This window comes from Geodermatophilus sp. SYSU D00867, from assembly GCF_054050315.1.
This window is the reverse complement of the sequence record NZ_JBJGZC010000008.1, coordinates 18,272-35,144: the sequence shown is the minus strand read 5'-3', so window position 1 is coordinate 35,144 and position 16,873 is coordinate 18,272. Positions and strand designations below refer to the sequence as shown.

Sequence of the window (16,873 nt, the reverse complement as noted above, 5' to 3'; positions counted from 1 at the left end):
TCGGCCCAGGCGACGACGCCGACCTGCCCGCCGACCCGCTGCCGACCCTGGAGGCCCCGTGGCCACCCTCGTCGACACCGACGCCCTCGCCGCCGCCGACCGCCGTCCCGCCCGGGTGGCCGACCTGCTCGAGGCGACGATGTCCTCGCGGATCCGCTTCCCCGACCCCTCGGCGCCCGCCCGTGCCCGCCTCGACGGCTGGGACCTGGCGGGTGTCTCGGTGCTGCGGCTGGACCTGACCGGCGAGGTGACCCTGCTGCGCACCGCCCGCCACGCGCGCGCCGACCCGGAGCCGGTGCTCTCCCTCGCCGTGCAGGAGACCGGCACCGCCCGGCAGGAGCAGTTCGGCTCCCGCCGGCTGGTGGCCGCCGGCGAGCTGTCGTTCAGCGAGGTGTCGTCGCCCTACGAGTACGCCTGGTCCGGGCGGGGCGTGTGCCGGGCGCTGCGCATCCCGGCCGCCTCCCTCGGCCTGCCGATCGACACCGTCCGGCGGGCCCTGCCGGTCGCCGCGCGCAGCCCTCTCCACGGCCTGGTGCGCGCGCACGTCACCCGGCTGACCCGCGACGTCGCGCTGCTGGCCGCGGAGCCGCTGGTGCACTCGCTGGCGTCGGCGACGGTCGACCTGGCCCGCGCGCTGCTGGCCTCGGCCGCCGACGGCGCCCGCGGTGCCGACGACGTGCTCGGCGAGACGTTGCCGGCCCGGGTGCGCGGCTACGTGCGCCGGCACCTGACCGAGCCGGACCTGGACGCCGAGCGCATCGCGCGGGCGCACGCGGTGTCGGTGCGGCAGCTGTACCGGATCTGCGCCGCGGCCGGGTTCAGCCTCGAGCAGGAGGTCATCGCGCAGCGGCTGGAGGGCGCCCGGGCCGAGCTGGCCCGGCCGGGCGACCGCTCGATCGCCGCGGTCGCCCGGCGCTGGGGCTTCACCGACGCCTCCTACTTCGCCCGCCGGTTCCGGGCGGGGTACGGCGTCAGCCCGCGGGAGTGGCGGGACCGCTCACGGGCGGGGGCCGCCGCCGGCTGACCGCGGGCGGGTGCGCCGGCGCCGCACCCCGGGCGCCGGAACGCGGCCCGGGCGCACCCGCTCAGCCGTCGCGGCCGACGACGGCGGAGACCAGCAGCAGCTTGACCAGCCAGTCGCCGGCGTGGATCGCGGCCTGCTGCCAGGGCACCTTCTCGTGGACGACCGAGCCGGTGAGCAGGACCAGCGGGAACGCCGCCCACAGCCCGGCGCCGAGCGTGAGCGCCGCGCGCGGGCCGCGGGCCGGCAGCCGGTCGGCGAGCACCGACACCGCGGCCGCCACCACCCCGCTGCGCGCCAGCTCCACCGGCGCGACCGCCGCCGGGGACGGGCCGGGCTGCGCGTAGGCCTCGTCGAGGCGGGCCAGCCGCTCGCCGAAGGCCGTGTACCAGGCCGAGCTCGCCACGAACGCGGCCGCGGACGCGACCGCGACCCGCCCCGGCGACACCGCGCTCACCGGGTCCCGATCCGCTCGAGCAGGTGCACCTCGACCTCGTCGCCGGCCTGCTTCCCGATGGCCCGCCGGATCGCCGCGGCCACCGGCAGCTCGCGCGTGCCGAACACCCGCACCGACTCCGGCCACACCAGGCAGGTCCACCCGCCGGGTGCCGGGCCCCTCCGCAGGGTCGCCCTGAACCGCTCGTCCACCGTCCGCCTCCTCGCCGTGGGGTGCAGGGGAGACCGCCGCCGGCCCCCGCACTCATCGCTCAGCCGCTGCGGGTCGTCAGCAGCGACACCTCGGCGACGTTCGTCGTCGGCGGCAGGGTGAGGGTGAACAGCACGGTCCGCGCGACGTCCTCGGGGAGCAGCGCGGTCCCGCCGTCGGCCGCGGCGGCGGGGGACACCCAGCCGACGGCGACGTGCCGCACCCGCACCAGGGTGCCGCCGAGCTCCAGCCGCAGCGTGCGGGCGAGCTGGGCGGCGCCGGCGGCCGTGGCGGCGTGCACGGCGAACGCCGGCACCAGCTCCGACGCCGCCGCCGACCCGACCAGCACCAGGTCGGCGGCGGAGTCGTTGGCCGCCGCGGTCAGCAGGTCGTCGAGGAACGCGCGCGCCGCCAGCACCGCGTCGCCGGCGCCCTGCTCGATGACCTCCGCCCACCGCTCGGCCGGTGACAGCCCGAACGGGCCCCCGCCGACGCCGCCCAGCACGGCCACCACCAGGTCGACGCCGCCCAGCCGCTCGCGCACGCCGTCGGCGGCCGCGAGCACCTCCCGCGCGGAGGCCACCTGCTCGACCACCGCTCCCGCCGCGGCCAGCTCGGCGACCACCGCGTCGGCGATCAGCGGCAGCCCGATGACGACGGCGCGGCGGCCGGCGACCGGCCGCACCCTCCCCGGCGCGGTCACGCCACCGGCTCCGCGTCGGCGGTCTCGCGCACCGCCGGCGAGCGCACCGGCAGCGCGTCCTCGGCCGGCGCGTCCGCCGGGGCGGCCGCCCGCACCCGCGACCGCCCGGCGGTCTGCTCCAGCGCCGTCCGCATCGGCCCGACGTCGAGCGGCCCGTCGTAGAGCTGGCCGTTGACGAAGAAGCGCGGCGGCTCGTCCAGGCCCATCGCGCGGGCGTCGTCGTCGTCCTCGCGGACGCGCGCGGCGTGCGCGCCGGAGGCGACGGCGTCGTCGACCCGGGCGAGGTTCAGCCCGGCGTCGACGGCGCAGCGCCGGATCGCCCGGTCGTCCAGCCGCCCGGCCCGGGCGGCCAGCGCGTCGTGCATCGGCCAGAACCGCGACTGGGCGTCGGCGGCCTCGGCCGCCTCGGCGGCACGGGCCGACACCGGGTCGTCGGTGAGCAGGTGGCGGTAGACGAAGACCAGGTCGTCGCCGAGGACCTGCCGCAGCTCGTCGACCACCTCGGCGGTGCGCCCGGCGTTGGTGAACACGAACGAGGCGTGGACGACGAGCTCCATCGGCGCGCCGACGCGGCCGCGGACGTGGTCGCGCGTGGCGCTCACCGGCCGCGCCAGCCGCTGCCGGCCGGGCAGCCGGGACCGGTCCACCGCCCGGACGACGGCGACCGCGCCCAGCGCCAGCAGCGCGGCGAGGACCGACGCGGCCAACACGCCGATCCGGGCCTGCGCGGCCAGCGCCTCGTCGTCGAGGGCCAGGTCGATGATGAACAGCGAGATCGTGAAGCCGATCCCGCTGAGCACGCCGGCGGCGAACACGTGCCGCGGGAACAGCCCCGAGGGCAGCCGGCCGATCCCGAGCCGGACGGCGGCCAGCGACGCGGTGGTCACGCCCAGCACCTTGCCGACGACGAGCCCGATGACGACCGCCCAGGTCAGGCCGGAGGTCGCGGCGGCGGACAGCGTCTCGGCGCTGAGCACGACGCCGGCGTTGGCCAGCGCGAACACCGGGACGACGGCGAGGTTGACCCACGGCCGGAACAGCCGCTGCCCGCGCTCGTTGACCGACACCGACCGGGTCAGGCTGAGCACCGCGCGGTGCGCCCCGCTGGAGGTCGGCGTCCGCCCGTAGTCCCGGGCCGCGGTCTCGGCGGCGTCGACCTCCTCCGCGCTGGGCGGGTACACCGGCAGCAGCAGGCCGATCGCGACGCCGGCCACCGTCGGGTGCACGCCGGACGCGAGCACGCCCAGCCAGACCGGCACCGCGACGAGCAGGTAGGCCGCGCCGCGCCAGACCCGCATCCGCCGCAGCCAGACCACCGCGACCAGCCCGACGGCGGCCACCGCCAGCGGCAGGATCGTGAGGTCCTCGGTGTAGGCGACGGCGATGACGGCCAGCGCGCCGACGTCGTCGACCACCGACAGCGCGAGCACGAACGCGCGCAGGTTGACCGGCACCGCCCGGCCCACGACCGCCAGCAGGCCGAGCACGAACGCGGTGTCGGTGGAGATCACCACGCCCCAGGCGGCGCGCGCCTCGCCGGGCTGGTCGCTGAGCCCGGTCACCGCGAGGAAGACCAGGGCGGGCACGACCAGGCCGGCCAGCGCGGCGACGACCGGGATGCGGATGCGGCGGGTGTCGCGGAACTCGCCGAGCACCAGGTCCCGCTTGACCTCGAGGCTGATCAGGCAGAAGAACAGCGCCATCAGCGCGTCGTTGACCCAGTGCCGCAGGTCCATCTCGAGGACCGTGTCGCCCAGGCTGACGGCGAACGGCGTGTGCCAGGTCTCCTCGTAGGTCGAGCCCGGCACGTTGGCCCACACCAGCGCCACCAGCGTCGCGACCAGCAGCACGGCGGCGGCCGCGGCGTCGGAGTCGGCGAGCCGGAGCACGCGCCCGAGCGCCGAGGGCCGCTCCAGCTCGCCCCGCGGGGTGCCCCTCACCGGACCCCCGTCCCGCGCCGCGTGGGCAGGTAGGGGTCCTGGCGGGTGGGCAGCACGAGCAGCTCGGCGACGTTGACCCGCGGCGGCAGGCCGGCGCCGAACAGCACGGTGCGGGCGACGTCGTCGGGGTCCATCGGGACGACGACCTCGCGGTGCTCGGCCCAGCCGCGCGCGGTGCCGTCGTGGCTGATCTCGGAGCCGAGGTCGGTGTCGGTGAGGCCGGGGGCGACGACGTGCACGCGCACGCCGCGGCGGCCGTACTCGGCGCGCAGCGCCCGGGCCAGCTGGGCGACCGCGGCCTCCACCGCCGAGTAGACGGCGTAGCCGGGGAAGCGCACCTGGCCGGCGAGCGCGCCGATGAGGAACAGGTCGGCCGGGCGGCCGGTCCCGGCGGTGGCCAGCAGGTCGCGGGCGAAGGTCTGCGCGGTCCGGAGGATGCCGCCGAGGTTGACGTCGATCATCTCGATCCACTCGGCGGGCACGCCGTCCTCGAACGGCGCGCCGGTGAGCACACCGGCACCGGCCACGACCAGGTCGGCCGGGCCGAACCGGTCGTGCAGGGCGTCGAGGGCGTCGGCGAGGTCGAGCCCGTCGGAGACGTCGGCGGCGACGGTGAGGGTGCGGGCGGGGTCGGCGGTGCTGTCGGCGACGGCCTGCAGGCGGTCACCGCGGCGGCCCAGGAGCGCGACGCGGCAGCCGGCGGCCACCAGCGAGCGGGCGGTCGCGGCGCCGATGCCGCTGCTGGCGCCGGTGACGACGGCGACCCTGCCGTCGAGCGCGCCCGGGGCCGGCCGGAGGGCCGGGGAGGGTGAGGACACGGTTCCCCTCTCGGAGGTCAGCGGGGGACCCGCCGATCATGCCGTCCCGGGGGCGTCCCGGTCGATGCGCGCGGCGAGGCAGCGCAGCCGGCCGGGCACGGACGTCACCAGTCGCCGTCCGGCGGGGTGAACTGGCTGACGGTGAGCTCGGCGCCCTGCGGGTCGCGCAGCAGGGCGGTGCGGGTCCAGGTGCCCTCGGCGGTGCGCAGCACGGTGGCGCCGAGCCGCTCGGCGGTGGCCGCGCACGCGTCCCGGTCGGCGACGGTGACCACGACGTGCCAGTGCGGCGGCTCGTCGGCGGTGACCAGCAGGCCGCCGATGACGTCGGCGAAGCCGGGCGGCGCGGACGCCTGCCGCTCGCGGATGCCCGGGTCGACGGTCGCGGCCAGGTGGTCGCCGTAGCCGGGGACCTGCAGCATCGTGCCGGCGTCCTGGGCCATGTCGACGTCCCGCCAGCCGAACAGCGGCCGGTAGAAGGCCATCGCGGCCGCGCGGTCGGGGGTGTGCAGGTCCGAGAAGTTCCAGGTGCCCGGCACGTTGGTGAGCTGGGCGCCCGGGCGCCGGCGGGCCTGCCACAGCCGGAACGCCGCCCCCTGCGGGTCCAGGCAGGTCGCCGTCCGCCCGCCGGGCCCGGCGTCCTCGGGGCCGGAGAGCACCGTGCCGCCCAGCCCGGGCACCGCGGCGGCGGTCGCGTCGGCGTCGTCGACCGCGACGTAGGTGTTCCAGGCCGGCGGGCCGTCGCCCGGCGCGACGGCGGCGACGTCCCGCCCGCCCAGCGTCGCGACGAGGTAGGAGCCGGGCGCGCCGGGCGGCACCGCGTCGGTGAACTCCCAGCCGAGGAGGGCGCCGTAGAAGGCGGCCGCGGCGGCCGGGTCGGGCTGCTCGGTGTCGATCCAGCAGGTCACGCCGTGCGGGTACGTGCGGATCACGACGGCCTCCGGTCGAGGGCCGCGCGCATCGCGGCGGCGCCGGCCTCCATCGCCCGGTCCAGGCGGTCCCGCACGCCGTGCGGCAGGACGTCGACCACCCACTCGAGCCGGGTGCCGGCGCTGTCGGGGAGGACCTCCACCGAGGCGTTGTGGTGGGTGGCCCCCAGCGGCGAGTCGACGGCGGTGTGGACGAGCCGGCGCCGGTCGTCGTCGACGTCGACCAGCGGCTCGCGCTGCACCGTGCCGTCGGCGAAGGTGACCACCCGCGCGTCGTCCTGGAGCCGGGTGTCGACGACGAAGCCGGGGACCAGGCGCTCGTGCAGCGCCCCGACGTCGCGGACGGCGTCCCACACCCGCTCGGGCGGGGCGTCGAGGTGGACCTGCTTGCGCACCGAGGCCATGCCGCTCCTCCCACCGGGATCGAGGTGGCGCGGAGCGTAGCGGCGCCCGCGGACGGTCCCGGCGCCCCGCGGCCGCCGTCAGCGCCCCGCCATCGCCTCGCGGACCTCGCGCAGGCTCGAGTTGGTCAGGTACCGGCCCCCAACGACGACGGTGGGGGAGACCTCCCAGCCCTCGGGGTGGTGCGCGCGGACCGCGGCGGCCCCCTCCGGGTCGTCGGCGAACCGCACCGCGCGGTGGGGGAGGCGGGTGGCGGCCATCTTCGCCCGCAGCGTGGTGCTGTAGGGGCACCCCGGCTTGTAGTAGACGGTCACGGCCTCGTCGGTCCAGGTCACGGCGGCCTCCGGTCTGGGACGGAGCGGGTCCCCGTGCCGGTCACGGTCGCAGGGCGGCGGCCGTCGGGCAACGGGGATCGTGGACCCCGTGTCGCGGGCGGCACGGCACGTCCCCGCGGGCGGGTGCCGGGTCCCACGGTGGACGGCTCCCGAGCGGACCACCGCCGGCCCGGCGCGGGTCGCCCGCGGCACCGAGGAGGCCGAGGCCGGCTCGGCCGGAGTCCGCCTCGCGATGAGTCCAGGGCGCCGCCGCGGTCAGGACCGGCATGGCTCCCCAGGACCTCGCGACCACGTTCACCGCGCCGATCGAGAAGGACGGCGCCTTCCCCACCTACCTCACCGTCCCCGGCTCGGCTGAGCTGTTCGGCACCCGGAGGGCGGTCAAGGTGGGCGGCACGATCGACGGCCACCCCTTCACCGCCACCTGCATGCCGTCGGGGGAGGGGCCGCACTGGCTGCCGCTGCGCAGGGCGCTGTGCGAGGCGATCGGCAAGGACGCGGCGGGTCAGGAGGTCTCGGTCCACCTGGAGCAGCGGTTCACCTGAGCACGGGCGGACGACAGAGCCCGAGCGGACCCGGGCACGCCCCCCGCGCTGGTGCTCTGCCCACACCTGTGGGCAGAGCACTAGCGCGCGGGGGACACCATCCCGAGGGCGAGCTCCCGGGCTCTGTCGTCGGCGAGCAGCACCTCCGGCAGGCCGGCCAGTGCGGCGCGCATCGCGTCCGCGCCGCCGAACTGGAAGCCGAGCTGGGTGGCGTAGCGGGCGCAGGCGTCGGCCCGCCGGCCGAGGTCCTGCGGCAGCTCCAGCGGGGTCAGCCCGCCGGGCAGGTCGGGTCCGGGGACGGCGTCCGGGGCGCGCAGCACGTACGGCGAGTCGCGCCACCACAGCACCGGCCGGCCGGTCCCCGCGACGGCGCGCAGCACCTGCAGGTGGTCGACGTGCCCGCCCAGCGCCTGCGGGGCCAGCCACAGGTCGCCGGGCAGGCCGGTCAGCGCGGCCCGCACGTCCAGCCACACGTCGTCGTCCTCGTGCACGCCGGCGAACAGGTCCGCCGCGCTGCCGTAGCCGCGGTGCGGCGCCTCGGCCAGGTCCAGGTGCAGCGGCGCCGCACCGAGCACGGCCATCGCGGCGGCGTCCTCGTCGCGGCGCAGGGCCATGTAGTCGACGTCGGCCGGCAGGCCCTTGTCCAGCTGGCAGGCCAGCGCGAAGCCCTCGGGGTCGGGCACGCTGCGGGTGAAGCAGGTGACCACGGTGACCTCGTGCCCGGCGTCGGCCAGCGCGGCGAGGGTGCCGCCCACCGAGAACGCGGCGTCGTCGAGGTGCGGGCTGACCGCCAGGACCTGCATCAGCGGACCCTCACAGCAGGTGCGCCGCGCCGCGGAACCGGCAGGAGAGGTCGACCGTCGGCGGCATCGTCCAGTCCGCGCACGGCGTCGACCCGGCCACCGAGCGGTACACGTCGTCGATCGAGGCGGCGAGCACCGGCCACGAGTACAGCCGGCGCACCTCCTCCAGCGCCGTCGTCGCCAGCCGCCGCCGCAGGGCGCCGTCGGACAGCACCCGGTCCAGCGCCGCGCGCAGCCCGGCGACGTCGCCCGGCGCGTGCAGCAGCCCGTTCTCGCCGTCGCGCAGGCAGTCGACGACGCCGACCGAGTCGGTGCTCACCGTGGGCAGCCCGCTGGCCATCGCCTCGAGCAGCGTGTTGGAGAACCCCTCGCTGTAGGTGGGGCTGACGAAGACGTCGGCCGAGCGGTACACCGCGGGCGCCTCGTCGGGCGGCACGTAGCCGAGGAACGTCGTCCGCCCGTCGGCGCGGGCACGGGCCTCGTCGAGGTCGGGGCCGATGCCGGAGACCACCAGCCGGACGCCGTCGGGCAGCGCCTCCAGCAGGTCGAGCACGCCCTTGCGGCGGTCGACGCGGCCGTGGAACAGCAGCACCGGCGGGTCCTGCAGTGCGCCCAGCGGCCGCTCGGCGGGGGTGAAGCGGCGGGTGTCGGTGGCGCCCGGGACGATCGTGAACCGCGCCGGGTCGCTGCCCAGGTTGCCGACCACCTCGTCGCGGAAGCTGGCGCTGCCGATGAGCACCGCGGACGAGGCGTCGACGACCGTGCGCATCGCGTGCGCGTGCGTGGCGCAGCAGGTGCCCACCCAGTGCCCGTCGCCGCCCTGGATGCTCACCACCGCCGGCAGCCCGGTCTCGCGCGCGGCGGCCAGCACCGCCAGCCCCGGCGGGTAGCCGTACTGGGCGTGCAGCACGTCGAACGGGCGCTCGCGGTGCAGGCCGACGACGGTGCGCACGATCTCCTCGACGTCGCCCTCCCAGTCGGCCGGGACGACGGTCTCGCCGCGGCTGGGCAGCGGGTGCACCTCCACCCCGGCGGGGACGCGGTCGGGCGGGGGCGGGCCGCCGCCGTAGACGCGGGTGCCGGCCTCGTCGTCGCGGTACTGGCTGACCAGCACCACCTCGTGGCCCAGCGCGACCAGCTCCCGCAGCAGGTTCTCCGCGTAGACGCTCATCCCGCTGACCGCGGGCCAGTAGCGGCGGCTGACGAAGCAGATCCTCATGCTCCCTCGGCCTCCCGGAGCGTGGCGATCGAGCGCGGCACCATCTCGTGGGCGCGGTGCCCGTCGCGGGACAGCTCCAGCGTCACCAGCCGGTCGAACGACGCCTCCCGCAGCGCACGCAGCACCGCCGGCAGGTCGACGTCGCCCTCGTCCAGCGGCAGGTGGTCGTGCACGCCGCGGCGCATCCCCTCGACGGCGACCGTGCCCAGGTGCGGCGCGAACCGGGCCACCGCCTCCTCCGGCGCGTACGCCCCGGCGACGACGCAGTGCCCGGTGTCCAGAGCCAGCGTGATCCCCGGCGCCACGGCGGCCAGCCGCGCCCAGCCGTCGCAGTCCTCGACCAGCATCCCGGGCTCCGGCTCGACGGCGAGCGCGTAGGAGCGGCCGCCGTGGCTGTCGACCAGCGCGCGGACGCCGTCGACCACCCAGCCCCACGCGGCGTCGCGGTCGACGCCCGGCTTCGGCACGCCGGCCCAGAAGCTCACCGCCTCTGCGCCGAGCACCTCGGCGAGGTCGCAGGCCAGCCGCAGGTAGGCCAGCCGGCGGGCGCGCCCCTCGGCCGAGGCGGTGACGAGCGTCGGCTCGTGCTTGGCCCGCGGGTCGAGCAGGAACCGGGCGCCCGTCTCCACCACCACGCCCAGCCCGAGCTCGTCGCAGCGCGCCCGCGCCTCCTCCGCCCGGGCGAACGCGTCGGGCGCGAACGGGTCGAGGTGGACGACGTCGAGGGTGAGCGCCACCCCGCCGTAGCCGCAGTCGGCGAGGAAGGGCAGCGCGTCCGACAGCCGGTGCGAGGTCAGCCCGTTGGTGTTGTACGCGTAGCGCAAGCTCACGGGTCGAGGACCTCCGCGACCACGTGCCGGCCCGGCTCCCGGTACAGCGCGTAGAGCGCGCCCACCCGCCGGTCGGCGCCGGCGCGGTCGAACCAGGCCGGCCCGCCCAGGCGCTCCTCGGCGCCGGCGGTCAGGTGCACCCGCGCCCAGCCGCCCGGGTCGGTCCCGACGGCCACGAGCGGGTCGTCGCGCTCCAGCAGCCGGCGCACGCCGCGCTCGCCGATCCGGCCGTAGCTCATCGTCTCCACCTCGAGGCCGGTCACCAGCACCTTGGCCGCGACCGCGTCGCCGAGCGAGGGCTGCAGCTCGACCAGCACGTCGTGCCCGGCCGTCTGCACCGCGCCGGTGACGAACGAGTGCAGGTCGTCCCCGCGCCCTGCTCCCGGACGCCAGGTGGAGAGGTCGGCCAGCGCCACGGTGGACCGGCGGGACAGCACGGTGTCCTGCAGCAGGTCGACGAGCGCCGAGGTGCCCATCCGGGTCCAGGCCAGCATCGCCTGCAGCGCGCGGTCCTCCTCGACCAGCCGCTCCGGCGGGTGCCCGGTGCGCCAGTGCTCCAGGTAGCCCGGCGGCGTCGCCGGCAGGACGACGTCGAACGGCCCGTGCATGAACGCCTTCCGGCTGCGCGCCGAGGCGAACTCGTGCAGCGCCTTGCGGACGGCGGTGTCCCGGTCCGGGTGCGCCGCCTCGCCGCACGCGGTGGCCATCACCGGCACCGGCTCCGAGCCGTCCCGCGAGCAGCCGACGGCGTACACGTCGACGACGCCGAACTCGGTCGAGGCGAGCTTCACCGTCACGTCGACGCCCGCGGCGTCGAGCCGGTCGAGCAGCGCCAGCGCGTCGGGGTCGGTCAGCCCGGCGAGGTCGACGACGACGCCGCGGTCCATCGCGCGGAACGCCGTCGCGTTGCCGTCGCGCTGCAGCACCTCCAGCAGCGCGTGGGTGACCGCGCGGTCCGCGTCGAACGCCGCCCCCTGCCCGTTGGTGATGACCGTGGTCAGCCAGCCGCCGGGCGGCGGGTCGCCGGGCAGGTCGTCGGGCGCGGACGCCACCAGCTCGGCCGGCACCAGCACCCGCTCGCCGTCGCGCAGCCGGGTCGTCGGCAGCCACTGCAGCGGCCGGTCGTCGTCGTACGGACTGCCGGCCTCCAGGCACAGCTCGCGCGGGTCGGCCACCCGGTCGCGGCCGTGCCGCCGCGTCATCTCGGCGTAGGAGCCCTCCTCGCGGGCGGCGCCCCGGTGCGCCCGCAGCGACAGCGCCATCTCCGCCATCTCGCCCATCGCGCCGGTGCGGGCCTCCTCGCGGGTGGCGCCGTAGCCGAGCCCGCTGCCGCCCGGGTGCAGCTCCGAGGGCGGCAGCACCGCGGAGTGCAGCGGCACGTCGAGGACGTCGATGCCCTCGATCGCGAAGTCCTCGACCGGGACCGGGAAGCTGTCCCGGTACCGCTGCGACGGCGTCGTCCCGACCGCCGTCACAGCTCGTCCAGCGGGACGGGCGCGGCGTCCGGCGGCCCGGACAGCAGCCGCTGCACCAGGTGGACGACGTGGTCGGTGGTGACCCCGGGGACCATCTCGAACGGCGTCGCGACCACCTCGAAGTCCAGCTCCGCGACGACGGCGAGCATCTCCCGGAGCTCCCCGTGCGAGAGCGGGATCTGGGCGTGGAACGCCTTGTGCGCGCTCAACGCGACCGGGTCGCCGTCGGGGGAGAGGTCGACCTTGAGGGAGTCGCCGCAGAAGAGGATCCCGCGGCGGGAGTCGTGCAGCACCGAGTGCCCGGGGAAGTGGCCGCCGGTGCGGTGCAGCGTGAGGTCGGGAGCGAGGGCCAGGACGTCGTCGGCCGGCCAGGTGACCCGGAAGGCCTTGGTCCAGACCAGGTCGTGCACGTTGACGCAGACGACCCGCGGCTCGAGCTCCTGCTGCAGCTGCCACAGCGCGCCGTAGCCGTGCACGTGGGACGACGCCAGGACGGGGAACCCGCCCTTCTCCCCGGCCATGCGGCGCAGCTCTGCGAGCATGTCGGCGGTGTACCAGGGCGCGCACTCGAAGCCGACCAGGCCGATGTCGGTCTCGATCACCCAGCCGCGGCTGTCCAGCCCGAAGCGTGGCTCGGTGCCGAACTCGGTGACGCCGTCGACCGGCGCCGGCCGCCAGAAGCCGGTGACCAGCTCGTCGGCCTCCTTGGCGGGGACGAACTCGAAGCCGTGCTCGGGCAGCGCGTTGCGCACGTCGGCGCAGACCGGGCACACGGCCGGCCCGGGCGCCGGCCAGCGCTGCCAGTGCCCGCAGTTGGTGCAGGCGTAGGCGGGCAGGTCGGGCAGCAGGCCGCGGTAGGGGTTGGTGTCGACCTGGCTGGTGCCGTGCCGCGCGCCGGTGCCGTCGGCAGTGAGGTCGGCGGCGGGGTCGGTGGCCCGGTCGATGGCGCCGGGGACGTCGGGCGAGCTCACGGTTTCCCTCCGGAGAGAGCGGTGAGGAGCAGGCGGTGCAGGGCGAGGTCGCGGGCGGGGTCGTACGGCCACCGCGCGCGGCCCGCGACCGCGTCGGTGAAGGCGGCGAACTGCGCGGTGAACGGGTCGCCGGACGGCGGGGTGTCGGCGAACGGCACGTCCACCGGTTCGGGGCGGTACAGCGTGAGCGAGCCTCCCGCCGTCTGGCCCATCGTGTCGACGGCGACCGCCGCGCCGCGGGTGCCGACCACCTCGAGCCGGCGGCGGGGGAGCGCGTCGGGGGTGTTGAACGCGACGTGCAGGCCGACCAGCACGCCGCCGTCGGTGGTCCCGGTGAGCAGCGCGCCGTCGTCGACGCCGTAGTCGTGCACCCGGGTCTGCAGCAGCGCCGACAGCGACGTGACGTCCTCGCCGAGCAGCGTGCCGGTGAGGTCGAGGCCGTGGGGGGCGAGGTCGATGGCGGCGCCGCCGCCGGCGCGGGCCGGGTCGACCCGCCAGTTGTCGTGCGGGCGGCCGTCGGGCGTCCAGTCCCCGGGCAGCCAGCAGCAGTAGACGATCCGCACCGCGGTGACCGTGCCGAGCTCGGGCACCAGCTCGCGCAGCCGCACGTGCGCGGGGTGCCAGCGCTGGTCGTAGGCGGTCCCGAGCAGCACGCCGGCCCGCGCGCACGCGTCGACCAGCGCCTGCGCGTCGCGGACGTCGGCGGCCAGCGGCTTCTCGCACAGCACGGCCTTGCCGGCCGCGGCCGCCGCCTCGACCAGCGCCCGGTGCCCGGCGTTGGGGACGGCGACGTAGACCGCGTCCAGGCCCGGGGTGGCGAGGAACTCCGCGAGGTCGGCGGTCGCGACGGCGCCCTCCACCGGCATCCGGGCCATCGCGGCGGGGTCGAGGTCGTGCAGCGCCACCACCCGGGCGCCGTCGACGGCGAGCAGCCCGGGCAGCGCGTGGTCGCGGGCCACCCAGCCGCACCCGGCGACGCCCCAGCCGACGGTCGGGGTCACCAGGCCTCCGGCAGGTCGACCAGCAGCCGGCGGCGGGCGGCGTCGGCGGGCAGCGGGTCGGGCCAGCGCGGCGGCAGGTAGCCCGAGCGGGGCCCGTACTCGACGGCGTAGCGCTCGTTCGGCCAGGTCAGCAGGCCGTCGCGGTAGAGCGGGTTGGGCGCCAGCGGCGGCAGCGGCTCGCCGAGGTCGGCCGGTGCGGAGGACAGCGGGTCGCCGGCCACCAGCGCCACCGCCTCGCTGGCGCGCAGGTCCGCGGGCGGCGCCGGCCGCGGCGGGCGGCCCTCGAGCAGCGAGCGGGTCAGCTCCTCGTCGTCGTAGAGCAGGTCGGTGCCGAGCACCCGCGCGTAGCCCTCCGGCGGCAGCGGCTCCCCGTGCGGGTCGGCGACGTGCGCGTGCCCGACGACGACGGTGCCGCCGTCCCCGGCCAGCGCGCGCATGGCCGCGGCCGCGGCCGGCTTGTCGCGGAGGAAGTAGAAGGCGTCGTGGCACATGACGTACGCGGGGGTGCCGACAGCCAGCGACGGCGCGGCGGTGAGGTCGGCGCACACGTAGCGCGCCGACGGGCAGACGAACCGCCGCGCCAGCCACAGCTTGGCCCAGACGACGTCGACGCCGAGCAGGTCGCGCACCCCGCGGCGGGCCAGCTCGCGCAGGTGCGCGCCGATCCCGCAGGCGACGTCGACCACCGGCCGGTCCCCGGGCCAGTGCGCCTGCAGCAGCGCCAGCCCGGCCAGGTGGGTCGGGTCCGACCAGCGGTGCGCGAAGTAGTCGGCGACCCGGCCCATGCCGAGCAGGGCCATCGCCTCGCGCAGCGTGCGCGCGAAGGGCACCAGCGCCAGCTGCTCCGGCGGGGGCGGCGGCGCGGTCCACCAGTCGTCGGCGTCCGCGAGCAGCAGCACCCGCGCCCGGTCGGTCTCCCCGGCGGCCACCAGTCCGGCGACCTCGGCGCGCAGGTCGTCCCGGCCGGCGCGGGCGAACGGGATCCCGTCGACGACGGGGGCATCGACCGCGAGAGTCACAGCCCGGCCGCCGCCAGGACGTCGAGGTGGTAGGCCTGCACCGGCCCGGCGTGCACGAGCTCGAGGTCGTCCAGCGCCTGCGCGGCCGTGAACGCCGCCGCCCGGGCGTGGTGGTGCACCTGCAGCACCCGGTCGAGGACGTCGGCGGCGTGGAAGGCCCGCGCCTCGGGCACGTCGGCGCCCGGCCGCAGCGCCAGCACCCCGCGCACCCGGTCCGCCAGCGCGTCCGGCAGCGCGGCCAGCTCGCGCTCCTCGAGCGTGGCCACGACCCGCTCCAGCGCGTCGCCGAGCAGCACCTCGCCGGCGAACCCGGCGTCGGGCAGGACGACGTTGTGCAGGTGGTGGGCCAGGCCAAGCAGGAACGGCGCGACCGGGTCGGCGCCGACCACCGGCGCCACCAGCACCCCGTAGACGGCGACGGTCAGGCAGTGGTCGCCGTGGCTCTCCGGCGGCTCCACCACGATCCGCGGCCTGCCGGGCGCGGTCGCGCCCGCGCGCGGCTGGGCGTTGAGCGTCCCGGCCAGCGCGGGCGTCGCCGTCGGCGCCGGCAGCGGGCCGAGCGCGGCGCGCAGCCGGTCCCGCAGCCCGGCGTCGAGCGGGCCGGCCACCTCGTCGAAGCCGCGGCGCAGCACCGCGAGCGCCTCGCCGTCGGAGAGCCCGGCGGCGGTCAGCACGCCCGCGTCGATGCCGGCCAGCCGGGCACGGGCGACCGCGGCCGCCGTCTCCGACTCCGCGACGTCGGCGACGTCCTCACCCGCCACCAGCCGCCCCCACGCCCGGGCGAAGGCCTGCTCGGCGAGCGAGCCGGGCGTGCCGGCGACGCGCACCCGCTTGGCGTCACCGATCTCGGCCAGCAGGGGCCGCAGGCCGGCCAGCGCGGTGAGCGTCCCGGGGGTGTCGAGCGCGGTCACCGGGAGGTGGCGCCGGCGGCCAGCCAGTCGAGCAGCGTCGCCTCCTGCGTGTGGAACGCGTGCTCGGGGACGCTGCCGTCGGCGGTCATCGGGGCCTTGAAGAACCAGCCCAGCTGCCGCTGGATGCCGCCCTCGCCGCGCTGCTGCGCGAGGTCGGTGAGCCGGGCGAGCTCGATGGCCAGCGGGGCGGCGAGGATCGAGTCGCGGCACTGGAAGTCGACCTTGACCTGCATGCGCTGCCCGAGGAAGCCGACCAGGTCGATGGCGTCCCAGGCCTCCTTCTGGTCCCCGCGCGGCCGGTAGTAGTCGATCCGGACGACGTGGTCCTCGACCGGGTAGCCGAGGATCGAGTCCAGCACGCTGCCCTTGGTCTGCAGCTTGCTGCTGAGCGAGTCGGGGTCGTCGAGGGCCAGGCCGTCGCGGTTGCCGAGGATGTTGGTGGAGTACCAGCCCTCGACGGTGAGCGAGCGGGCGCGGAACGCCGGCGCGAGGACGGTCTTCACCATCGTCTGGCCGGTCTTGCCGTCCTTGCCGGCGACCGGGACGCCGCGGGCCTCGGCCAGGGCGACCAGCGCCGGGACGTCGGCGGCCAGCGACGGCGTGAAGTTGACGTAGCCGACGCCCTCGGCGATCGCGGCGTAGGCGTAGACCATCGCCGGGGTGATCGCCCGGTCGTCGGCGTCCAGCCCGGCCTCGAACGCCTCGACCGTCTGCAGCGCGGGCGCCGTCGGGTCGGGCCAGCGCTCGGTCGAGGCGAGGTTGACCAGCACCAGGCCGTCGAGGGACTCCTCCTCGCGGAACCGCCGCAGGTCGGCGCGGACCGCGTCGACCTGGTCGCGGCGGGTCTGGGCGAGCACCACGTTGCCGCCGGTGACGTTGCGGCAGAAGTCGGCGTCGCCGGCCGCGGGCCACGGGGTCCGCGCCGACAGGGCCGGCCCGACCTGCTCCAGCTGCCGGGAGTCGAGGACCGCGTGCTGCTCGGCGGCCTTGCGCAGGTCCGAGCCGTCGAGGTCCCAGCCGCGGACGACGAGGGCGTCGTAGCCGACCAGGCCCGTCGTCTCCTCGACCGGGCCGCCGGCCACCTCCAGCCCGGCGAGCGGCAGCCCGTCGGTGCCCGCGGCCCCGATCCGGAGCAGCTCCAGCCCGGCGACGGCGGTCGTGGCGACCGCCCCTCCGAGTCCGACCACAGCGACGCCGACGCGACGGGACCCTTGCGACACCACGACCTCCGCGACTCCTGTCGGTGGACCCGCTCCACCTGAGGCCGACCCTGGCACAGCGGTTGTGCCCTCGCTGGGTGAGAACGAG

General features: G+C 77.2%; 19 protein-coding genes. 2 read left to right on the top strand and 17 right to left on the bottom strand.

Annotated features, from left to right (window positions below; all coding sequences use genetic code 11):
- Positions 1-58: 58 nt before the first annotated feature.
- A complete protein-coding gene (locus ACI8AK_RS09160; RefSeq protein WP_456955948.1) occupies positions 59-1,024 on the top strand; it encodes a helix-turn-helix domain-containing protein in 966 nt (321 codons plus the stop codon).
- A 61-nt stretch (positions 1,025-1,085) separates the two neighbouring features.
- Here ACI8AK_RS09160 and ACI8AK_RS09155 read toward each other — a convergent pair whose 3' ends face one another.
- The 8 genes from ACI8AK_RS09155 to ACI8AK_RS09120 all read right to left on the bottom strand — a co-directional run bounded on the left by ACI8AK_RS09155 (position 1,086) and on the right by ACI8AK_RS09120 (position 6,791).
- On the bottom strand, positions 1,086-1,478 hold the full coding sequence (locus ACI8AK_RS09155; RefSeq protein ID WP_456902275.1) for a DUF1761 domain-containing protein: 393 nt from the start codon (positions 1,476-1,478) through the stop codon (positions 1,086-1,088).
- The gene (locus ACI8AK_RS09150; RefSeq protein ID WP_387986429.1) at positions 1,475-1,669 is read right to left on the bottom strand and encodes a DUF1905 domain-containing protein; all 195 of its coding nucleotides are present in this window, start codon (positions 1,667-1,669) and stop codon (positions 1,475-1,477) included. The genes ACI8AK_RS09155 and ACI8AK_RS09150 overlap by 4 nt, the downstream gene beginning before the upstream one ends.
- A gap of 59 nt (positions 1,670-1,728) precedes the next feature.
- On the bottom strand, positions 1,729-2,370 hold the full coding sequence (locus tag ACI8AK_RS09145; RefSeq protein WP_456955947.1) for an SDR family NAD(P)-dependent oxidoreductase: 642 nt from the start codon (positions 2,368-2,370) through the stop codon (positions 1,729-1,731).
- Complete coding sequence (gene nhaA / locus ACI8AK_RS09140) at positions 2,367-4,310, bottom strand: Na+/H+ antiporter NhaA (RefSeq protein WP_456955945.1); 1,944 nt, start codon at positions 4,308-4,310, stop codon at positions 2,367-2,369. Before nhaA ends, ACI8AK_RS09145 begins: the two co-directional genes overlap by 4 nt.
- On the bottom strand, positions 4,307-5,128 hold the full coding sequence (locus tag ACI8AK_RS09135; protein ID WP_387986420.1) for an SDR family oxidoreductase: 822 nt from the start codon (positions 5,126-5,128) through the stop codon (positions 4,307-4,309). The genes nhaA and ACI8AK_RS09135 overlap by 4 nt, the downstream gene beginning before the upstream one ends.
- A gap of 104 nt (positions 5,129-5,232) precedes the next feature.
- Positions 5,233-6,057 (bottom strand): VOC family protein, encoded by an 825-nt coding sequence (locus ACI8AK_RS09130; protein WP_456955943.1) that lies wholly within the window; start codon positions 6,055-6,057, stop codon positions 5,233-5,235.
- Positions 6,054-6,458: an SRPBCC family protein gene (locus tag ACI8AK_RS09125; RefSeq protein WP_456955941.1), complete on the bottom strand. Its 405-nt coding sequence runs from the start codon at positions 6,456-6,458 to the stop codon at positions 6,054-6,056. Before ACI8AK_RS09125 ends, ACI8AK_RS09130 begins: the two co-directional genes overlap by 4 nt.
- A gap of 78 nt (positions 6,459-6,536) precedes the next feature.
- Complete coding sequence (locus ACI8AK_RS09120; RefSeq protein WP_456955939.1) at positions 6,537-6,791, bottom strand: glutaredoxin family protein; 255 nt, start codon at positions 6,789-6,791, stop codon at positions 6,537-6,539.
- Positions 6,792-7,057: 266 nt separating this feature from the next.
- Here ACI8AK_RS09120 and ACI8AK_RS09115 point away from each other — a divergent pair, with 266 nt between their 5' ends.
- Positions 7,058-7,336 carry a DUF1905 domain-containing protein gene (locus tag ACI8AK_RS09115; protein WP_387986409.1) on the top strand — a complete coding sequence of 93 codons (279 nt, stop codon included), beginning with the start codon at positions 7,058-7,060 and terminating at the stop codon, positions 7,334-7,336.
- Between the two features lie 80 nt (positions 7,337-7,416).
- Here the strand turns inward: ACI8AK_RS09115 and ACI8AK_RS09110 are convergent, their stop codons facing one another.
- Genes ACI8AK_RS09110 through ACI8AK_RS09070 form a run of 9 tightly spaced genes read right to left on the bottom strand, consistent with a single transcriptional unit; the run spans position 7,417 to position 16,752 of the window.
- On the bottom strand, positions 7,417-8,139 hold the full coding sequence (locus ACI8AK_RS09110) for a PIG-L deacetylase family protein (RefSeq protein WP_456955938.1): 723 nt from the start codon (positions 8,137-8,139) through the stop codon (positions 7,417-7,419).
- A 10-nt stretch (positions 8,140-8,149) separates the two neighbouring features.
- Entirely contained in the window at positions 8,150-9,358 is a 1,209-nt protein-coding gene (locus tag ACI8AK_RS09105; protein ID WP_456955936.1) for a glycosyltransferase family 4 protein, read from the bottom strand.
- On the bottom strand, positions 9,355-10,188 hold the full coding sequence (locus tag ACI8AK_RS09100) for a sugar phosphate isomerase/epimerase family protein (protein ID WP_456955934.1): 834 nt from the start codon (positions 10,186-10,188) through the stop codon (positions 9,355-9,357). Before ACI8AK_RS09100 ends, ACI8AK_RS09105 begins: the two co-directional genes overlap by 4 nt.
- Entirely contained in the window at positions 10,185-11,663 is a 1,479-nt protein-coding gene (locus ACI8AK_RS09095) for a YcaO-like family protein (protein WP_456955932.1), read from the bottom strand. The genes ACI8AK_RS09100 and ACI8AK_RS09095 overlap by 4 nt, the downstream gene beginning before the upstream one ends.
- Positions 11,660-12,634: an MBL fold metallo-hydrolase gene (locus ACI8AK_RS09090; RefSeq protein WP_387986395.1), complete on the bottom strand. Its 975-nt coding sequence runs from the start codon at positions 12,632-12,634 to the stop codon at positions 11,660-11,662. The genes ACI8AK_RS09095 and ACI8AK_RS09090 overlap by 4 nt, the downstream gene beginning before the upstream one ends.
- Positions 12,631-13,635, bottom strand: coding sequence for a Gfo/Idh/MocA family protein (locus tag ACI8AK_RS09085; protein ID WP_456902283.1), 1,005 nt, complete (start codon positions 13,633-13,635; stop codon positions 12,631-12,633). Before ACI8AK_RS09085 ends, ACI8AK_RS09090 begins: the two co-directional genes overlap by 4 nt.
- Positions 13,632-14,654: a methyltransferase domain-containing protein gene (locus tag ACI8AK_RS09080; protein WP_456955930.1), complete on the bottom strand. Its 1,023-nt coding sequence runs from the start codon at positions 14,652-14,654 to the stop codon at positions 13,632-13,634. The genes ACI8AK_RS09085 and ACI8AK_RS09080 overlap by 4 nt, the downstream gene beginning before the upstream one ends.
- Positions 14,651-15,565 (bottom strand): hypothetical protein, encoded by a 915-nt coding sequence (locus tag ACI8AK_RS09075; protein ID WP_456955928.1) that lies wholly within the window; start codon positions 15,563-15,565, stop codon positions 14,651-14,653. The genes ACI8AK_RS09080 and ACI8AK_RS09075 overlap by 4 nt, the downstream gene beginning before the upstream one ends.
- Positions 15,562-16,752 carry an inositol-3-phosphate synthase gene (locus ACI8AK_RS09070; protein WP_387986387.1) on the bottom strand — a complete coding sequence of 397 codons (1,191 nt, stop codon included), beginning with the start codon at positions 16,750-16,752 and terminating at the stop codon, positions 15,562-15,564. Before ACI8AK_RS09070 ends, ACI8AK_RS09075 begins: the two co-directional genes overlap by 4 nt.
- Between the last annotated feature and the right edge of the window lie 121 nt (positions 16,753-16,873).

Bases quoted from the DNA above. Each gene is read 5' to 3' on its own strand.
- ACI8AK_RS09125 (WP_456955941.1), bottom strand. From the start codon at position 6,458: ATGGCCTCGGTGCGCAAGCAGGTCCACCTCGACGCCCCGCCCGAGCGG.
- ACI8AK_RS09115 (WP_387986409.1), top strand. From the start codon at position 7,058: ATGGCTCCCCAGGACCTCGCGACCACGTTCACCGCGCCGATCGAGAAG.
- ACI8AK_RS09110 (WP_456955938.1), bottom strand. From the start codon at position 8,139: ATGCAGGTCCTGGCGGTCAGCCCGCACCTCGACGACGCCGCGTTCTCG.
- ACI8AK_RS09105 (WP_456955936.1), bottom strand. From the start codon at position 9,358: ATGAGGATCTGCTTCGTCAGCCGCCGCTACTGGCCCGCGGTCAGCGGG.